Annotated in this window: 12 protein-coding genes; 6 read left to right on the top strand and 6 right to left on the bottom strand. The window is 71.4% G+C overall.

Annotated features, from left to right (window positions below):
- Nucleotides 1-151: 151 nt before the first annotated feature.
- A complete protein-coding gene (locus ACZ7MF_RS08900; protein WP_471475402.1) occupies nt 152-1,030 on the top strand; it encodes a LysR substrate-binding domain-containing protein in 879 nt (292 codons plus the stop codon).
- On the opposite strand, the gene ACZ7MF_RS08895 is transcribed toward ACZ7MF_RS08900, so the two are convergent.
- Entirely contained in the window at nt 1,012-1,995 is a 984-nt protein-coding gene (locus tag ACZ7MF_RS08895) for an Lrp/AsnC family transcriptional regulator (RefSeq protein ID WP_471475401.1), read from the bottom strand. The genes ACZ7MF_RS08900 and ACZ7MF_RS08895 overlap by 19 nt on opposite strands.
- A 117-nt stretch (nt 1,996-2,112) precedes the next feature.
- Between ACZ7MF_RS08895 and ACZ7MF_RS08890 the strand changes: the two genes are divergently transcribed.
- From ACZ7MF_RS08890 to ACZ7MF_RS08880, 3 genes are all read left to right on the top strand, one after another.
- Nucleotides 2,113-3,627 (top strand): MFS transporter, encoded by a 1,515-nt coding sequence (locus ACZ7MF_RS08890; RefSeq protein ID WP_471475400.1) that lies wholly within the window; start codon nt 2,113-2,115, stop codon nt 3,625-3,627.
- Nucleotides 3,628-3,854: 227 nt separating this feature from the next.
- Entirely contained in the window at nt 3,855-5,681 is a 1,827-nt protein-coding gene (locus ACZ7MF_RS08885) for an AMP-dependent synthetase/ligase (RefSeq protein WP_471475398.1), read from the top strand.
- A gap of 83 nt (nt 5,682-5,764) precedes the next feature.
- Entirely contained in the window at nt 5,765-6,598 is an 834-nt protein-coding gene (locus ACZ7MF_RS08880; RefSeq protein ID WP_471475397.1) for an aldo/keto reductase, read from the top strand.
- A 59-nt stretch (nt 6,599-6,657) separates the two neighbouring features.
- Here ACZ7MF_RS08880 and ACZ7MF_RS08875 read toward each other — a convergent pair whose 3' ends face one another.
- Together ACZ7MF_RS08875 and ACZ7MF_RS08870 are read right to left on the bottom strand one after the other, a co-directional pair.
- Nucleotides 6,658-7,620, bottom strand: coding sequence for a class I SAM-dependent methyltransferase (locus ACZ7MF_RS08875; protein ID WP_471475395.1), 963 nt, complete (start codon nt 7,618-7,620; stop codon nt 6,658-6,660).
- 160 nt (nt 7,621-7,780) lie between these two features.
- Nucleotides 7,781-9,520: a cellulose 1,4-beta-cellobiosidase gene (locus ACZ7MF_RS08870; protein WP_471475394.1), complete on the bottom strand. Its 1,740-nt coding sequence runs from the start codon at nt 9,518-9,520 to the stop codon at nt 7,781-7,783.
- A 520-nt stretch (nt 9,521-10,040) separates the two neighbouring features.
- On the opposite strand from ACZ7MF_RS08870, the gene ACZ7MF_RS08865 reads away from it, so the two are divergent.
- Both ACZ7MF_RS08865 and ACZ7MF_RS08860 read left to right on the top strand, forming a co-directional pair.
- Nucleotides 10,041-12,962 carry a glycoside hydrolase family 48 protein gene (locus tag ACZ7MF_RS08865; RefSeq protein WP_471475393.1) on the top strand — a complete coding sequence of 974 codons (2,922 nt, stop codon included), beginning with the start codon at nt 10,041-10,043 and terminating at the stop codon, nt 12,960-12,962.
- Nucleotides 12,963-13,208: 246 nt separating this feature from the next.
- Nucleotides 13,209-15,875, top strand: coding sequence for a cellulose binding domain-containing protein (locus ACZ7MF_RS08860; RefSeq protein WP_471475391.1), 2,667 nt, complete (start codon nt 13,209-13,211; stop codon nt 15,873-15,875).
- 55 nt (nt 15,876-15,930) lie between these two features.
- Here ACZ7MF_RS08860 and ACZ7MF_RS08855 read toward each other — a convergent pair whose 3' ends face one another.
- The 3 genes from ACZ7MF_RS08855 to ACZ7MF_RS08845 form a co-directional block, all read right to left on the bottom strand.
- Nucleotides 15,931-17,826 carry a rhamnogalacturonan lyase gene (locus ACZ7MF_RS08855; protein ID WP_471475390.1) on the bottom strand — a complete coding sequence of 632 codons (1,896 nt, stop codon included), beginning with the start codon at nt 17,824-17,826 and terminating at the stop codon, nt 15,931-15,933.
- A 76-nt stretch (nt 17,827-17,902) separates the two neighbouring features.
- Nucleotides 17,903-18,643 (bottom strand): class I SAM-dependent methyltransferase, encoded by a 741-nt coding sequence (locus ACZ7MF_RS08850; RefSeq protein ID WP_471475389.1) that lies wholly within the window; start codon nt 18,641-18,643, stop codon nt 17,903-17,905.
- A 4-nt stretch (nt 18,644-18,647) separates the two neighbouring features.
- On the bottom strand, nt 18,648-18,953 hold the full coding sequence (locus tag ACZ7MF_RS08845) for a 4a-hydroxytetrahydrobiopterin dehydratase (RefSeq protein WP_471475387.1): 306 nt from the start codon (nt 18,951-18,953) through the stop codon (nt 18,648-18,650).
- Between the last annotated feature and the right edge of the window lie 29 nt (nt 18,954-18,982).

The following is an 18,982-nucleotide window of genomic DNA, read 5'->3' as shown; positions in this document are numbered from 1 at the left end:
GGTGCTCCACTTGCTCGCTGCTTGCTCGTACTGCTCGTTCGAGGGGTCACGGGTCCCCGTTCCATCGTGCTCCTCGGTCCGGCGATCGGGAATCCGGCATACCGCTCTGACTGTCATCATGAACAGCGATGACCACCGCTAGGCTGGCGGCATGTACGACCCCTCCCACCTGCGTACGTTCCTGTCGGTGGCCCAGACGCTGAGCTTCACGCAGGCCGCCCGGCGGCTCGGGCTGCGGCAGTCGACGGTGAGCCAGCACGTGCGGCGGCTGGAGGACGCCACCGGGCGGCAGCTGTTCAGCCGGGACACGCACTCCGTGGAGCTGACCGAGGACGGGGAGGCGATGCTCGGGTTCGCGCGCCGGATCCTGGAGGTGCACGAGCAGGCGACGGCCTTCTTCACGGGCACCCGGCTGCGCGGGCGGCTGCGGTTCGGGGCCTCCGAGGACTTCGTGCTGACCCGGCTGCCGGAGATCCTGGAGGCCTTCCGGCACGACCACCCGGAGGTCGACCTGGAGCTGACGGTGGAGCTGTCGGGCACGCTGCACGAGCGGCTGGCGGCCGGGAAGCTGGACCTGGTGCTCGCCAAGCGGCGGCCCGAGGACCCGCGCGGCGAGCCGGTGTGGAGCGACCGGCTGGTGTGGATCGGCGCGGAGCGGCTGCGCCTCGAACCGGACCGCCCGGTGCCGCTCATCGTCTACCCGCCGCCCGGCATCACCCGCGCGCTCGCCCTGGACGCCCTGCAGCGGGAGGGCCGCGCGTGGCACGTCGCGTGCACCAGCGGCAGCCTGAACGGCCTGATCGCCGCCGCCCGCGCGGGCCTGGGCGTGATGGCGCACTCGCGCGGTCTCGTCCCGCCCGGGCTGGTACGGGTGCCGGACCGGGCCGGGCTGCCCGAGCTGGGCGGCGTCGACTTCGTGCTGGTGCACGGCCGGCGCCGCCCCTCGGCGCAGGGCGCGGCCGACGCGCTGGCGGCGGCGATCCTGGCGGGCGGCGACCGGCTGCACCGGCCTCAGCGCACGGGCCTCTGATACGTCAACCGCTTGACGCGACGCAGGAGCGGGGACGCCTCCAGGTGCTGGACGCCCTCCAAGTGGCCGAGCGGTCCGCTCAGGTAGGCGTAGAGGTCGGCGGTGCTGCGGACGACGGCGGTGGCGATGATGTTGGACGGCCCGGCCGTCGCGGCCACGTGGGCGATCTCGTCGTGGGCGGCGAGGGCCTCACCGACCCGGTGGAGGGCGGCGGGGCTGGTGGTGATCCACAGGGCGGCGTCGGTGCGGTAGCCGAGGATGTCGGGGTCGTACTCGACGTCGATGTAGACGGCACCGGAGGCGAGCAGCGCGGCGAGGCGGCGCTTGACGGCGGACTCGGAGCGACCGGTGGCGCGTTGGAGTTCGGGGTAGGTGGCCCGGCCGTCCCGTTCCAGGACGGCGAGCAACGACTCGTCCTCGGGGTCGATGCGGGCCGGTCCCTGCCGGGCGGGATCCGGCTCGGTCCGCAAGGCCGCCACCTGCTCGTCGCTGAGCACGCCGAACTTGCGGAGCCAGCCGCTCGGGCCGCCGTAGAAGCGGTGCAGCATCTGGTGAGCGTGGATCTCCAGCACGCGCGGTGTGCGCGGCAACTTGCCGAGGAGCAGGTCGTCGCGGGCGCCGGGGCTACGCGGCCGGGTTCCGAGGATGACCTCCGTGCCGCCGCTGGCCACCCCGATCCAGTTGGTGTCCGGCCGCTTCGCGAGGGCGTCCGCGATGGCCGGGGAACTGTCCGGCACGCAGCGCAGCCGCAGCGTCCAGTGGTCCTGGCCGAGCCGCTGGGCGTCCCGGACGGCGACCACCCGCAGCCCGCCCTCGGCGCACAGCCTGCGGTATCGGCGGGCGACGGTCTGGTCGGAGACGCCGAGTACCGCCCCGATGCGGCTGAAGGACGCGCGGCCGTTCACTTCCAGCGCGTCGAGCAGCCCCAGGTCGAGTTCGTCGAAGGAGTCGGATTCCATCCGCATGGCGGCCTTTCCTGTCGGCTTCCGTCAGATGGGCGCCGTGAACCGGTGCGATCGGCCGGGCGCGAACCATCGTACGGAGGCAGGCAAAGAGATACGACACGGGAGAGAAGACGGAACATGCGTACATGGGGACCGCTCACGGCGGTGTGCCTGGGGACGTTCATGCTGTTGCTGGACGTGACGATCGCGGTCGTCGCGCTGCCGGACATGGCCCGGGGGCTGCACGCCTCGCTGAGCGATCTGCAATGGGTGATGGACGGCTACGCGCTGGCGCTGGCCGCGCTGCTGCTGGGGCTCGGAGCCGCGGCCGACGTCCTGGGACGGCGCCGGGTGCACGTGGCGGGCGTGGTGCTGTTCGCGGTGGCGTCGCTGCTGTGCGGGCTGGCGACCGGGCCGGGCATGCTGGTCGCCGCGCGCGGGCTGCAGGGGCTGGGCGCGGCGGCGATGTTCGCCACCACGCTGCCGCTGCTCGGCTCGGTCTACCAGGGGCGCCGGCGGTCGATGGCGCTCGGGGTGTGGGGCGCGGTCAGCGGGGCGGCGGCGGCCGTGGGCCCGGTGCTGGGCGGGCTGCTCACCGACGGTCCGGGCTGGCGCTGGATCTTCTGGGTGAACCTGCCGGTGAGCGTGGCGGCGGTCTGGCTGACGCTGCGCGTGGTGCCGGAGTCGCGCGGGGCGGCCGGGCGCCGCGTGGACTGGGCGGGTACGGCCACGTTCGCGGCGTTCGCCGGGGCGGTGACGTACGGGGCGGTGCGGGCCGGGTCGCACGGATGGACGGAGGGCGGCACGCTCGTCTCCTTCGTGCTCGCGGCGGTGGCGCTGGGCGCGTTCGTCGCCGTGGAGCGCCGGGTCGCCGATCCGCTGCTCGACCCGCGGCTGTTCCTGCGCCCCGCGTTCTCGGGCGTGATGCTGGGCGGGCTGGCCTTCAACGCGGCGGCGTTCGGTGTGATGGCGTACACCTCCATATGGCTGCAGACGATGCTGGGGATGAGCCCGGTGCGGGGCGGTCTGGTGTTCGTGTGGCTCTCGCTGGCGTCGTTCGTGGTGGCCGCGGCGGGCGGGCGGCTGCTGCACGGGGTGCCGGCGCGGCTGACCATCGGGGGCGGGCTGCTGCTGATCGCGGCGGGGCAGTTCTGCATGGCGTTCCTGGACGCGGGCTCCAGCGCGTCCGCCCTGGTGCCGGGGCTGCTCCTGGTGGGCGTCGGAACGGGCCTGGTGTCGCCCGGCATCGCGGGCGCGGCGCTGGCCGCGGTCCCGGCGGAGCGGTCCGGAATGGCCGGGGGTGCGGTCAACACCTTCCGCCAGCTCGGGTACGCGCTGGGCATCGCCGTGTTCGGCACGGTGCTGACCTCGCGCATGGAGGACACGCTTCCGCACGACGCGGCGCACGGTCTGGCGGGCGGTGCGGCGGGCGCCCTGCGGGGTGTGTTCGGCGAGCACGCGCTGCGGGCCTCGTTCGCCTCCGGGCTGAACGCGGCCGCGGTGGCCGCGGGCGCGGTCGCGGCGGTCGCCGGGGTGCTGGTGCTCGTCCTGGTCAGGGCCGAACGCGGGGGCCGGAATGCGGGTGTGACGAATTCAGCGCCGCCCGCGCTGAAAGAGGAGGGGACCACTCCGGTAGCCCCGTACCGGCGGTAAGCGGGTCGTACAGATTCGGTGGAGATTAGGGCACCGAACCTTACTCAACCGTCAGGAAACTGTCCGACCCTTCCCCATGTGAGCGCATTTCCTCTCGCTGACCAGCGCGAACATGAGCCCTGCTCCCTTTTGGCGCCCCTCCCGTCCACGCGTCGGGTGGGGTAGCTTTCACCGCGCTGTGCGGGGGCGTCATCGAAAAGCGGGGATCGAAAAGCGGGGAGCGGGGTTTGCGCGAGTTCACCAGTCCTCCGTTGGCGTTGGCACCACCGGTGGGCGGTCTGGCCGACGTCGTCTTCACGCATGCCGAGGAGGATCCGCGGCACATCGCACTCGGCCGCAAGGACGAGGCCGGGCAGTGGCGGGACGTCACCGCCGGTGCCTTCCGCGACGAGGTGCTGGCCCTCGCCAAGGGGCTGCTGGCCCAGGGCATCCGCTTCGGCGACCGGGTCGCCATCATGTCCCGCACCCGCTACGAGTGGACCCTGTTCGACTTCGCCCTGTGGACGATCGGCGCCCAGGTGGTGCCGATCTACCCGACCTCCTCGGCCGAGCAGTGCATGTGGATGCTCTACGACGCCGAGGTGACGGCCGCGGTCGTGGAGCACGAGGACCACGCCATGACGATCGCCACCGTCATCGACCGGCTGCCGCACCTGCGCGGTCTGTGGCAGCTGGACTCCGGAGCCGTGCAGGAGCTGTACGACGCGGGCGCGCACCTCGACGACGAGGTGGTCCACCGGCACCGCAAGGCGGTCACCCCGGAGTCCGTCGCCACCGTCATCTACACCTCGGGCACGACCGGCCGCCCCAAGGGCTGTGTGCTGACGCACGGCAACTTCATGTACGAGGCGGACACCGTCATCGCGCGCTGGGAGCCGGTGTTCCACTCCAAGCGGGGCGACGAGGCGGCGACGCTGCTGTTCCTGCCGCTCGCGCACGTCTTCGGGCGGATGGTGGAGGTCGCGGCGATCCGCGGCCGGGTCCGCTTCGGCCACCAGCCGCAGCTCAACGCCGCGGCACTGCTGCCCGACCTGGCCGCCTTCAGACCGACCTTCATCCTGGCGGTGCCGTACATCTTCGAGAAGGTGTTCAACGCCGCCCGGCGCAAGGCCGAGAAGGAAGGGAAGGCCGGTCCCTTCGAGAAGGCCGTCGACGTGGCCGTGAAGTACGCGGAGGCGGTGGAGACGAAGGCCTGGGGCGACGGCCCCGGCCCGTCGGCGGGCCTGCGGATGCAGCACCAGTTCTTCGACAAGGTCGTCTACTCCAAGGTCCGGGCCGCGATGGGCGGGCGCATCCGCAACGCCATGTCGGGCGGCTCGGCGATGGACCGGCGCCTCGGGCTGTTCTTCGCGGGCGCCGGCGTGCAGATCTACGAGGGCTACGGCCTGACCGAGTCCACGGCGGCCGCCACCGCCAACCCGCCCGAGCGCACCCGCTACGGCACCGTCGGGCAGCCGATACCGGGCATGACCGTGCACATCGCGGACGACGGCGAGATCTGGCTCAACGGCGACAACGTCTTCGAGGGCTACCTGAACAACCCCAAGGCCACCGACGAGACCCTGCACGACGGCTGGCTGGCCACCGGCGACCTCGGTGCCGTGGACGAGGACGGCTACCTCACCATCACCGGCCGCAAGAAGGAGATCCTGGTGACCTCCGGCGGCAAGAGCGTCTCCCCGGGGCTGCTGGAGGAGCGGGTGCGCGACCATCCGCTGGTCAACCAGTGCATCGTCGTCGGCAACGACCGCCCCTACGTCGCCGCCCTCATCACGCTGGACCAGGAGGCGGTCGAGCACTGGCTGACGATGCGCAACAAGCCGCAGATGTCCCCGGCCGACCTGGTGCACGACGCCGACCTGGAGACGGAGGTGCGGCGCGCGGTCGTCGCGGCCAACACGCTGGTGTCCCAGGCCGAGTCGATCCGCACCTTCCGCATCCTCGCCCAGCCGTTCACCGAGGAGCACGGGCTGCTGACCCCCTCGCTGAAGCTGAAGCGCAAGGCCATCGAGAACGCCTACGGCACCGAGGTCGAGGCCCTTTACACAGCGTGAGTTCCACGGTCAGGAATGCGTCCGGGCTCGTGATCGTTGACGATATGAGTACCACCTGACCACAACCGAAGGATCAAGAGCTCGTGAGCAGCAAGGTCCCCCCGATCATCCTGAACAACGGCGTCGAGATGCCCCAGCTGGGCTTCGGCGTCTGGCAGGTGCCGGACGACGAGGCGCAGGACGCCGTCGCCCTGGCCCTGGAGGCCGGGTACCGCAGCATCGACACAGCGGCGATCTACGGCAATGAAGAGGGCACCGGCAGGGCGATCGCCGCCTCCGGTCTGGCCCGCGAGGACCTCTTCGTCACCACCAAGCTCTGGAACAGCGACCAGGGGTACGACTCCACCCTCCGCGCCTTCGACACCTCGATGGCGAAGCTCGGCCTGGAGTACCTCGACCTCTACCTGATCCACTGGCCCATGCCGGTCAGGGAGAAGTACGTCGACACCTACAAGGCGTTCGAGAAGCTCCTGGCCGACGGCCGGGTCCGCGCCATCGGCGTGTCCAACTTCCTGCCGGAGCACCTGGAGCGGCTGACCGCCGAGACGTCGGTGCTCCCGGCCGTCAACCAGATCGAGCTGCACCCCCACCTCCAGCAGCACGCCGCGCGCGAGGTGCACGCGGAGCAGGGCATCGCCACCGAGGCCTGGTCCCCGCTCGGCTCCGGCAAGGGCATCCTGGACATCCCGGCGATCGTGGCGATCGCCCAGAAGCACGGGCGCACCCCGGCCCAGGTCGTGCTGCGCTGGCACCTCCAGCTGGGCAACGTGGTGATCCCGAAGTCCGTGACGCCGTCGCGGATCAAGGAGAACATCGACGTGTTCGGCTTCACCCTGGACACCGAGGACCTCGCGGCGATCAGCGCGCTCAACGAGGACCGGCGGCTGGGCTCGGACCCGGCGGACGTCAACTCCTGAGCGGTGCCACACACGACTGGCCCGGCCGCGCGTGCGGCCGGGCCAGTCGATGTCCGGCCTCAGACCGGCCGTACCGCCGTGTAGACGGTGTGCGCCACCAGTACGAACAGGTCCTGGCGGCGGTGCACGCCCGCCTCGTCGGCGGGGTCGAGCAGCCGGTCCAGGGTGGCGCGGTCCTCGGCGTCGAGCCGCTCGCCGATCCGCTCGCGCAGCCGGGACAGTGACGTGGTGACGTAGTCACGGGCCGCGTCGGAGAGGGGCGCGGGCAGATCGAGCAGGAAGCTGCGGGTGCCGGTGTGCTTCAGTCCGGCGGCCGTCAGCATCGCGGGCCAGTCCTCGGCCTCGGCCACGGCGTCCGGCAGGTCCGCGCGCATCTCGGCGAACGCGTCCTCCTCCACGGCGCGGATCCTGGCCTGCAGCCCGGGGCGCCCGGTCCCGATGTCACGGGGCAGGAACCGGGCCGGCAGTCCGCCCTCCAGGATCGCCAGGGTGCCGCCGGGCGCGAGGTGCCCGCCGAGAGCGGCGAGGGCGGCACGCTGGTCGGGGAGGTGGTGCAGGCTCTGGCTGGCCCACATCAGGTCGGCGGGGTAGTCCAGCTCGGCCAGTGCGCCGGGCAGGTCCCCGGCGAGGGTGCCGAAGCGGTCGCCGAACCCGAGCCGCTCGGCGCGGTCGCGGGCCCGGTCCAGGAGCGGTCCGGCGCCGTCCGCGGCGACCACGCGGGCGCCGGGGAAGGTGTCGGCGAACAGGGACGAGACGACGCCGGGGCCGCTGCCGACGTCGACGATCAGACCGGGCTCCGTGACCTCCCCGGCCAGCCAGGACAGGGCCTGCCGGTACAGCGGCGTGTACAGCTCGGCCTGCGCCTCGAGGTGCGGGGCCATCTCGGACCAGTCGATGTCGGCGTGATCGTGCGTGTGCGTGTGCGTGTGCCCGGGCCCGTGGCCCTGTCCGTGGCCCTGCGCGTCGGCGGAGCCGTGCGGGTCGTGGTGATGGTCGTCGTCGTGATGGTGGTCGTGCGCCATGCCGGTCAGCCTCCCGTTCGCGGTGCCGCCAGGGTGCGACGACTCACCGGCCGGGTGCAACCGGTGTTGCCGCTCCCGCAAAAAAGAGGAGGCCACCGGGGCCCGGCCCGCAAGGACCGGACCCCGGCGGTTCACCCGCGCGGCCTGCGCGGGAATCCGCTCACGACAGGGGCGGGTAGGCGTTCTTCATGAGCTCCTGGAACTGCGCGGAGAACCAGGCCCCGGAGATCGGGGCGTCGGGCAGGGCGCCCGACATGTTGTTGCCGTTGCGCTCGTTGCCCGTGTAGGTGGGGTCGCACATCCGGTCGAAGCCCTTGCCGTCCGGGTTGTCGATCAGCTTGCTGGAGCCGTCGGACTCGCCCGGGGGCTTCATCCACACGTACGCGTCGATCCCGGCGGCGGGGCTGGCCTGCGGACGCTCGCCGAGGCCCGCTCCGGACTGGTTGCACCAGTTGCCGAGGTGGATGCGGCGGTCGTAGCGCCCGCCGTCCACGTAGGTGTTCACGTCGGTCGTCGCGCCCGGTCCGGTGGGCCGGTCGGCACCGCCCCAGCCGTTGCGGGAGGTGTCGATCAGCATGCCGAGGTTCGAGTCGAAGCCGATCGAGACCAGCTTGTCGCGCATGGCCTGGGCGTAGGACAGCTCGTCGGTGTACTGGTTCCAGTCGACCCAGTCGGACTGGCGCACGGAGGTCCCGTTCACCGAGTCCGTGATCTTGAAGTTCTCCTCCTTCAGGGCGCTGTAGTTGGCCGTGTTGACGATGAAGCCGTGCACGTCGTCGAGGGTCGCGCCCTCGGTGGTGGCGGCGGTCTTGAAGATCTCGGCGGAGGGGCCGAAGTTGCTGTCCCAGCCGAGCCAGCCGTGGTGACCGGCGTCGACGTAGTTGTAGACGTTGCCGGCGTCGGCGAGCTTGTTCAGGGCGTAGCCGACGCCCTTCTGGTAGTTGCCGTTGGCCTTCATCACGTCGCAGTTCTCCGTGACGGTCGGCCGCCCGGAGACGTTGGTGATCAGGTTGGGCAGCGAGTCGATCTCGACCGTGGTGACGATCCGGAGGTCCGCGTACTTCGAGTCGGAGAGGATCTCGGCGATCGGGTCGATGTACTCGGTCTTGTACCGGTCGATCTCGGTCGGGCCCAGCTCGCCGTTGGAGGCGAGGGCGGAGCAGTCGCGTCCCGGCAGGTTGTAGATGACCAGCTGGACCACCATCTCGCCGGAGCCCTTCTGCTCCAGCGCCGCGTCCAGGTGGTCGCGCAGGCCCATGCCGCCGTTGGCGCCCTCGATGGCGGCGATCCGGTCGAGCCACACACCGGTCGGCTCGTCGGCGATGCGGTCACCGCCGGGTTCGGCGGCGGCGTGGGCGGACCACTCGGGGTTCACGTACACCTGGGCGCCGTCATAGGGGTTGTCCACCCGGTCGCCCGGACCGGTGGGGTCGGTCGGCGGGTCCGTCGGATCGGTCGGCGGGTCGGTCGGGTCGGTTCCACCGTCGACGTTGCAGGTCACGCCGTTGAGGGTGAAGGTGGCCGGGATCGCGTTGCTGCCGCTGTAGGTGCCCTGGAAGCCGAAGCTCGCCGAACCGCCCGTGGACAGGGTGCCGTTGTAGGACTCGTTGGCCGCGGTGACGGCGGCACCGCTCTGAGTGACCTTCGCGTTCCAGCTGTTGGTGACCTTCTGGCTGCCTGCGTAGGTCCATCCCAGCGACCAGTTGGACGTGGCGGCACCGTTGTTGGTGACGGTCACGGCAGCGGTGAATCCGCTTCCCCAGTCGTTCTGCACCTGGTAGTCGACGGTGCAGGCGGCGGCCGCGGCCCCGGCGCTCGCGGAGTGGGCGGCCAGTGCCGTGCCCGAGGCGCCGGCGACCAGGGTGAGGGCGGCGAGCATCGCGGTTCTGGTACGGGTCATGAGTGCGGGTTCCTTCTTTCGTGGGGGTGCTGCTGTCGTCCCGGGCCGCGCCCGTGCCGGTGCGGCCCGCTGCCGATCGGCATGGGGGTGCCGTCGTGATCGGAGGTCAGGAACGGCCCGCGGGCACGGTGGAACTGCCCGGGGGGTGAGCGATCCGGCACACGGGCCGGCGAGGCGTCGGACACGTAGCGGCCACGGCTGCGGCAACGGCTAAAAGTCCTGAACGCGGGGGGTGGAGCGGGGGGTGGCGCATGAGCGACTCCTTGCAGTTCGGGCGCGCCGTGACGGACGCGTCGACTGGTGGAACCGCTCCCACTGGTGCAGCGAAGGTAGCGCCAAGTGACGGCAAAGAACAGAGGAGTTACCGACTTTCTCCCCGTCGAACCTGTCGAATCTTTTCGACTGTTCACACATCTTGACCGCACCAGGCACCCTCTCCACTATGGGAGCGCTCCCACTGGTTCAAGGCTTGTTGCTCCTCCCCCACCCCCTCCCCGAGCCGCAAGGAGGAACCAGCACCATGCACTCAGGACACAGACCCGGACGCCGCACCGCGCGGCGCTGGTGGACCGCCGTGCTGGCGGCGCTCGCACTCCCTCTCACGATGCTGGGCACAGGTTCAACTCCGGCCCAGGCGGCCGCACTTCAGTGCAGCGTGGACTACAAGACGAACGACTGGGGTGCCGGCTTCACCGCGGAGCTGACGCTGACCAACCACGGCGCGGACGCCATCGACGGCTGGACGCTGACCTACTCCTACGCGGGCAACCAGAAGCTCTCGAACGGCTGGAACGGCACCTGGTCCCAGTCCGGTCAGAACGTCACCGTCAAGGGCGCTTCGTACAACGCGCGGATCGCCGCCGGGGCCGCCGTCTCCACCGGCGGACAGTTCACGTACAGCGGCAGCAACGCCGCGCCGACCGACTTCGCGGTCAACGGCACATCCTGCACCGGCGCGCACCAGCCGCCGATCACCGTGCTGACCAGCCCGGAGGCGGGCGCCGTGTACTCGCGGGGCGAGTCGGTGCCGCTGGCGGCCACGGCCGCCGCCGCCGACGGCGCCACGATCAGCAAGGTGGAGTTCTACGACGACGCCACCCTGCTGGGCACCGACACCAGCTCGCCCTACACGTACTCGGCCTCTGGCTTGACCGTGGGCAGTCATTCCCTGGTGGCGAAGGCCTACGACAGCATGGGTGCCTCCGCGGACTCGACCCCGGTCGGCGTCACGGTGGCCGCGGGTCCGACCGTGGTCGCGTCACCGGGTCAACTGGGCGTCCAGCAGGGCGAGTCGGGGACGTACGAGGTCAAGCTCTCGGAGCAGCCGACGGCGGACGTGACCGTCACGACCACCCGCGCGAGCGGCAACACGGGCCTGACGCTCAGCGGCGGTGCGAGCCTCACCTTCACCCCGTCGAACTGGGACACCGCCCAGCGGGTGACCGTCTCGGCGGACGCCTCCGGCAGCGGCTCGGCGGTCTTCGAGTCGACGGCCCCGGGCCACGGCAAGGCCGCGGTCACCGTGACCGAACTGGCGGCGGCGAAGGACTACGACGCCCGCTTCCTGGAGCTGTACGGCAAGATCACCGACCCGGCGAACGGCTACTTCTCACCGGAGGGCATCCCGTACCACTCGGTGGAGACCCTCATCGTCGAGGCGCCGGACCACGGCCACGAGACCACGTCGGAGGCGTACAGCTACCTGCTGTGGCTCCAGGCCATGTACGGCAAGGTGACCGGCGACTGGTCGAAGTTCAACAACGCCTGGGAGATCATGGAGACGTACATGATCCCCACCCACGCCGACCAGCCGACCAACTCCTCCTACAACGCCTCCAAGCCGGCGACCTACGCGCCCGAGCTGGACACGCCGAACGAGTACCCGGCGCCGCTGGACGGCACCGTGTCGGTGGGCGCGGACCCGATCGCCGGTGAGCTGAAGTCGGCGTACGGCACGGACGACGTGTACGGCATGCACTGGCTCCAGGACGTCGACAACACCTACGGCTACGGCAACTCGCCCGGCAACTGCGAGGCGGGGCCCTCGGACACCGGGCCCTCCTACATCAACACCTTCCAGCGCGGCGCGCAGGAGTCGGTGTGGGAGACGGTGCCGCAGCCGACCTGCGACGCCTTCAAGTACGGCGGAAAGAACGGCTACCTGGACCTCTTCACCGGTGACGCCTCCTACGCCAAGCAGTGGAAGTTCACCAACGCCCCGGACGCCGACGCGCGCGCCGTGCAGGCCGCGTACTGGGCGGACATCTGGGCCGGGGAGCAGGGCAAGAGCGACGAGATCTCCGCGACCCTGGACAAGGCCGCGAAGATGGGCGACTACCTGCGCTACGCCATGTTCGACAAGTACTTCAAGAAGGTCGGCAACTGCGTCGGACCGTCGGCCTGCCCGGCCGGCACCGGCAAGGACTCCTCGCACTACCTGCTGTCCTGGTACTACGCCTGGGGCGGCGCGGTGGACACCTCGGCGGGCTGGGCCTGGCGCATCGGCTCCAGCCACACCCACGGCGGCTACCAGAACCCGCTGGCCGCGTACGCGCTGAGCACCGACGCCGACCTGAAGCCCAAGTCGGCGACCGGCCAGTCCGACTGGGCCAAGTCCCTGGACCGGCAGGTGGAGTTCTACCGCTGGCTGCAGTCCGACGAGGGTGCCATCGCGGGCGGTGCGACCAACAGCTGGGCGGGCCGCTACGCGACGCCGCCGGCCGGTACGCCGACCTTCTACGGCATGTACTACGACGAGAAGCCGGTGTACCACGACCCGCCGTCCAACCAGTGGTTCGGCTTCCAGGCGTGGTCCATGGAGCGGGTCGCCGAGTACTACCAGCAGAGCGGTGACGCCGGTGCCAAGGCGGTCCTGGACAAGTGGGTCGACTGGGCGCTCTCGGAGACGACCGTCAACCCGGACGGCACCTTCCGGATCCCCTCGACGCTCCAGTGGTCGGGCCAGCCCGACACCTGGAACGCCTCGTCCCCGGGCGACAACGGCGACCTGCACGTCGAGGTCGCGGACTACACCAACGACGTCGGTGTGGCGGCGGCGTACGCCAAGACCCTGACGTACTACGCCGACCGCTCGGGCGACACGGAGGCGGCCTCGACCGCCAAGGCGCTGCTCGACGGCATGTGGGAGAACAACCAGGACGCGCTCGGCATCGCCGTCCCGGAGACCCGCGCCGACTACAACCGGTTCGACGACGGGATCTACGTCCCGAGCGGCTGGAGCGGCACCATGCCGAACGGCGACACGGTCGACGCGTCGTCGACCTTCGCCTCGATCCGGTCCTTCTACCAGGACGACCCGGCGTGGTCGAAGATCGAGAGCTATCTCCAGGGCGGTGCCGCGCCCACGTTCACGTACCACCGGTTCTGGGCCCAGGCGGACATAGCCCTCGCCATGGGTTCGTACGCGGAGCTACTGGAATAGCCCCCGCGAAGCGCTCCGCGGGGTGCGCGGGTTGTTCGGCTGCGGGGCGTGGGTGGCTGGTCGCGCTCACGCGGCGGTAGCCGCAAGTCGACACAGCCCCGCGCCCCTGCGGGGCGCTTGACGGCTCCGCGTAATCGGTCTCGTCACCGGACGACGGGACCAACCGACCGGGCGGCCCCTGCCCACGCCTGGGGCCGCCCGGTCCTCGCATGTGTTCTGTTCCTGACGGAAGGACGGTTCCCCACCGTGCGAAGAACCCGGATCCTGACCGTGCTGCTGGCCCTCGCGGCCGGGCTGCTGGCGGGCAGCCCGCCCACCGCGCTGGCCGCGGAGAACCCGCCCGCGGCGGCCTCCGCCGACAGCTACACCTGGAAGAACGCCCGCATCGACGGCGGCGGCTTCGTCCCCGGCATCGTCTTCAACCGGGCCGAGAAGGACCTGGCCTACGCTCGCACCGACATCGGCGGCGCCTACCGCTGGCAGGAGTCGTCGCACACCTGGACACCGCTCCTGGACCACGTCGGCTGGGACGACTGGGGTCACACGGGCGTGGTCAGTGTCGCCTCCGACGCCGTCGATCCCGACCGGGTCTACGCGGCGGTCGGCACGTACACCAACGACTGGGACCCGACGAACGGCGCCGTGCTGCGCTCCGCCGACCGCGGCGCGACCTGGCAGAAGACGGACCTGCCGTTCAAGCTGGGCGGCAACATGCCGGGCCGCGGCATGGGCGAGCGCCTGGCCGTCGACCCGCACGACAACGACGTGCTGTATCTGGGCGCGCCCAGCGGCCACGGACTGTGGCGGTCCACCGACGCGGGCGTCACCTGGTCCGAGGTGACGGCCTTCCCGAACCCCGGCAACTACGCCCAGGACCCGAGCGACACGTCCGGCTACGCCTCCGACAACCAGGGCATCACCTGGGTCACCTTCGACGAGTCGACGGGCGGCGGCGCGGGCACGGCGACACGGACGATCTACGTCGGGGTCGCGGACAAGGAGAACGCGGTCTACCGCTCGACGGACGCGGGCGCCAGCTGGGAGCGGCTGGCCGGGCAGCCCACGGGCTACCTGGCGCACAAGGGCGTGCTGGACGCGGAGAACGGCTACCTGTACCTCGCCTACAGCGACACGGGCGGCCCGTACGACGGCGGCAAGGGCCGGCTGTACCGGTACGCGACGGCGACCGGCACGTGGACGGACATCAGCCCGGCCGCGGAGGCGGACACGTACTACGGCTTCAGCGGCCTGACCGTCGACCGGCAGCACCCGGGGACGGTGATGGCGACCGCGTACAGCTCGTGGTGGCCGGACACGCAGATCTTCCGCTCGACGGACAGCGGCGCGACGTGGTCCCAGGCGTGGAACTACACCTCCTACCCGAACCGCGAGAACCGCTACACGATGGACGTGTCCTCGGCCCCGTGGCTCACCTGGGGCGCCAACCCGACACCGCCCGAGCAGACGCCGAAGCTGGGCTGGATGACGGAGGCGCTGGAGATCGACCCGTTCGACTCGGACCGGATGATGTACGGCACCGGCGCCACCATCTACGGCACGGAAGACCTGACGAACTGGGACGTCGAGGGCGGCACGTTCGCCGTCGAGCCGATGGTGCGCGGCCTGGAGGAGACCGCGGTCAACGACCTGGCCTCTCCCCCGTCCGGTGCCCCGCTGCTCAGCGCCCTGGGTGACATCGGCGGCTTCCGGCACACCAGCCTCACCGAGGTCCCGTCGATGATGTACACCTCGCCGAACTTCACCTCGACGACGAGCCTGGACTTCGCGGAGACCAAGCCGGACGTCGTGGTCCGGGCGGGCAATCTCGACTCCGGTCCGCACATCGCGTTCTCGACGGACAACGGCGCCAACTGGTTCGGCGGCACCGACCCGTCCGGGGTGAGCGGCGGCGGAACGGTCGCGGCGGGCGCGGACGGCAGCCGCTTCCTGTGGAGCCCGGAGGGCACCGGCGTGCAGTACACGACGGGCTTCGGTACGTCCTGGCAGGCGTCGTCCGGCCTCCCGGCGGGCGCGATCGTCGAGTCCGACCGGGTGAACCCCACGACCTTCTACGGCTTCAAGTCCGGGACGTTCTACGTCAGTACGGACGGCGGCGCGACCTTCACCGCCTCGGCGGCGACCGGCCTGCCCGCCGGTGACAGCGTCCGCTTCAAGGCGCTGCCGGGCAAGGAGGGCGACGTCTGGCTGGCCGGCGGGGCGGCGGACGGCCCGTACGGGCTGTGGCACTCGGCGGACGGCGGCGCGAGCTTCGCCAAGCTGGCGAACGTCGACGCGGCGGACACCGTCGGCTTCGGCAAGGCGGCCCCGGGCGCCTCCTACCAGACCCTCTTCGCCAGCGCGGAGATCGGCGGCGTCCGCGGCATCTTCCGCTCCACCGACGCGGGCGCGACCTGGACCCGCGTCAACGACGACGCCCACCAGTGGGGCTGGACCGGCGCCGCCATCACCGGCGACCCGCGGGTGTACGGCCGGGTGTACGTGGCGACCAACGGCCGCGGCGTGATCTACGGCGACACCTCGGACACGGGCGGGGGCACCGATCCGGGTCCCGGGCCCGACCCCACCCCCACCGGCGCCTGCGAGGTGACGTACACCGTCACCAACCAGTGGTCGGGCGGCTTCCAGGCGGACATCGAGCTCACCAACACCGGCACCTCGGCCTGGAACGGCTGGTCCCTCGGCTGGTCCTTCTCCAGCGACCAGCGGGTCACCCAGATGTGGAACGCCGAGCACACCCAGTCGGGTACGACGGTGACGGCGAAGAACGTCGGCTGGAACACCGGTGTGGCGCCGGGCGCCTCGGTGAGCTTCGGCTTCACGGGCAACTGGTCGGGGGCCAACACGGATCCGGATTCGTTCACGCTGGGCGACCGGAGCTGCGAGGTCGGCTGAGCAAAGGGTCGGGGCGTGCACACCGGCAAGTCCGGAGTGCACGCCCCGCCTCTGTTCAGGGGGTGTAGACCGACGGCCGCGGCGCCGTCGGCATCCCGCTTCCGATGAAGAAGCTCGGGTGCGGGGGCTGGTTGTACGCGGTGTTCTGCCACGAGAGGGCCGTGCGGTACTGGGTGTCGTGGAGGAGGGTCGTGATGCGGGTGTCCGTGTCGTAGGGGGTGGAGTAGATGCGCAGGGCCGTGTTGTTCGACGTGCGCCAGACGACCTCCTCGCGCCAGTCGCCGAGGATGTCGCCGGCCAGGACCGGGGTGGCCTTGGTGCCGTTGTTGGAGGCGACGCCGGAGCCGGTGAGCAGGCGGGTGTCGCCCGAGGTGCCGTACTTGTCTATACGGGTGCCGTCGAGGAGTTCGCGCACGGTGTCGCCGTCCCACCAGGACAGGAAGTTGGCGCTGGAGGGCTTGCGGCCGTTCACGACGGTGCCCTTGGGGTTGCGGATGCCGCTCTCGGCGGACGACCAGGACTCGGCGCCCGCGCTGCCCGACCAGATGTCCCCGGAGACACCGCGCCCGTTGTCGCCGCTCGCGCCGGTGGACCAGAGGATCTGGCCCGTGCGCGCGTCCGCCATGTACGACGAGGGCTTCGAGCCGTCCTCGTCGACCTTGAACTCCTCCAGGCCCGCGCGGGACGGGTCGAGGTCACCGACGTGCATGGCGTCGCCGTGGCCGTTCTTCGTGGTCCACAGGGCGTAGCCGTTGTCGTCGACGGCCATCGCGCCGTAGACGATCTCGTCCCGGCCGTCGCCGTCGACGTCCGCGACGGAGAGCTGGTGGTTGCCCTGGCCGTCGTAGCCCTTGCCGCTGTTGGTGGAGGAGTTGGTGTCGAAGGTCCAGCGGCGGGTGAACTGCCCGTTCCGCCAGTCCCAGGCCGCGATCACCGTGCGCGTGTAGTAGCCGCGCGCCATGATCACGGAGGGGCGGGAGCCGTCCAGGTACGCCGTGCCGGCCAGGAAGCGGTCGACGCGGTTGCCGTAGGAGTCGCCCCAGGAGGAGACCGAGCCGCGGGCCGGGACGTAGTCGACGGTGCCCATCGCCTTGCCGGTCCGGCCGTTGAACATGGTGAGGTACTCGGGACCCGAGAGGACGTAGCCGCTGGAGTTCCGGTAGTCGGCCGAGGAGTTGCCGATGACCGCGCCGGTTCCGTCCCTGGTGCCGTCGGCGGTCTTCATGGCGACCTCGGCCTCGCCGTCGCCATCGTAGTCGTACACCTGGAACTGGGTGTAGTGGGCGCCGGAGCGGATGTTGCGGCCCAGGTCGACGCGCCACAGGCGGGTGCCGTCGAGCTTGATGCCGTCGACGATCGTGTTGCCGGTGTAGCCGGACTGGGAGTTGTCCTTGGCGTTGGTCGGCTGCCACTTGAGGACGATGTCGAGCGCGCCGTCGCCGTCGAGGTCGCCGACGGAGGCGTCGTTGGCCTCGTAGGTGTAGGAGACGCCGTCGGGGGTGGTGCCGCCGGACGGCGGGCTGATCGGTACGTCCTTGTAGCCGGCGCGGAACTGGATCGCGTGGACGGAGTCGCCCTGCTCCGTGCCGTTCACGACCGCGCGGACGGTGTAGTCGGCGTGGGAGGGGGCGCCGGAGTGGAAGTAGGTGGTGGAGCCGGTGACGGGGCTGGAGTTGACCTTCGTACCGGCCCGGTAGACGTTGAACGCGACGTTGTCCGGGTCGGTGCCCAGCCAGCGCCAGCTGACCAGGTTCCCGTCGCCGGTGTGGACGCTGACGACACCTCGGTCCAGGGCCTCGACCTGGCGGGCCGTGGCGGCCTCGGCGGTGTCGGGCGCCAGCGTCGTCAGGCCGGCGCCGACGAGCCCGGCGGCGGCGAGGGCCGCGGCCACGGCGAGCGGGCGTCTGCGGTGCGGGTGGGGGGCGTGGGGGCGGGTGTGGGGGTGCCTCACGGGACGAACCTCCTGGCGGGCGAATGGATTCCGCCTCTCAGTCGCCGCCCGGGGCAGCCGGGTTGCCGCCCTCCGCCTACGACTTCGTGAACGCCGCGAGGGTGAAGACGGGGTCGGGTCGGGGCCGGTCCTGGTCCGGCAGGGCGGCCAGGCGTGCGGCGAACTCGTCCGCGAGCGGCTCGTCCGGCGGCAGCGTGACGAACCAGCCGCGCCGCAGGTCGGCGACGGTCCGGCGGGGGCTGCGGCCCTGGCCGTGGCCGGTGAAGCGGGCCCCGCCGGCGGGCACCAGGCCGTACTCGCGGGCGTACGCCTCGACCAGGTGGGCGGCGTCGTGCGCGATGCCGGACGGCCGGGCGGCGAGCACGGCGTCGATGTCGCTGCCCACGTTGTGCGAGGCGCCTTTGTCGACGGTGGTCACATAGGTCCCGCCGGGTCGCAGCACGCGGGCGCACTCGGCGACGATCGCCCGCACGTTCTCGGCGCCGCCGGCGAGGTGCAGCAGCCACACGCTGGTGACGGCGTCGAACTCGCCCTCGGCGAAGGGCAGTCGGCGGCTGTCGGCGAGGACGACGGCGCCGGGCAGCCGGGCGGCGGCGCGGTGGGCCATGGCGGGGGCGAGGTCGACGCCGGTCACCCGCAGGCCGTCGCGGCCGGCCGCGATCCGCCGGGTGACGATGCCGGTGCCGCAGGCCACGTCGAGCAGCCGGCGGGCCTGCCGCGGCACCAGGCTCAGCACGCCCTCCGCGGCGGCCGCGGCCCGGGGCTCGCCGCCGCGGGAGTCGTCGTACCGTTCCGCTTCCTTGTCGTAGTCGAGCACACCGTCAGTGTGCCCCGTGACCGGCGGCCAGGTCCTCCACCCTGCGGGCGAGCTCGACGTCCTTCTCGGTGACGGCCCCGCCCGCGCTGTGCGTGTGCACCGCGAGGGCGACCGTGTTGTAGCCGAGGGTCAGGTCGGAGTGGTGGTCGAGCTCCTCCTGCACCTGGGCGACGTGGACGACCATCGCGGCCGCCGCGAAGTGCGAGCCGAGCCGGTAGGAGCGGGTGAGACGGCCGGCGTCGAGGGACCAGCCGGGCAGGGTGGCCAGCCGCTCCTCGATCTCCTGCGGCGACAGCGGTTCGACGGGCATGGGCTGCGCTCCTCTCCTGGGCGGGTCCG

It is taken from the genome of Streptomyces sp. NPDC111628 (assembly GCF_055635195.1).
The sequence above is the reverse complement of the archived record's forward strand: the minus strand, read 5'-3'. Positions and strand labels throughout refer to the sequence as shown.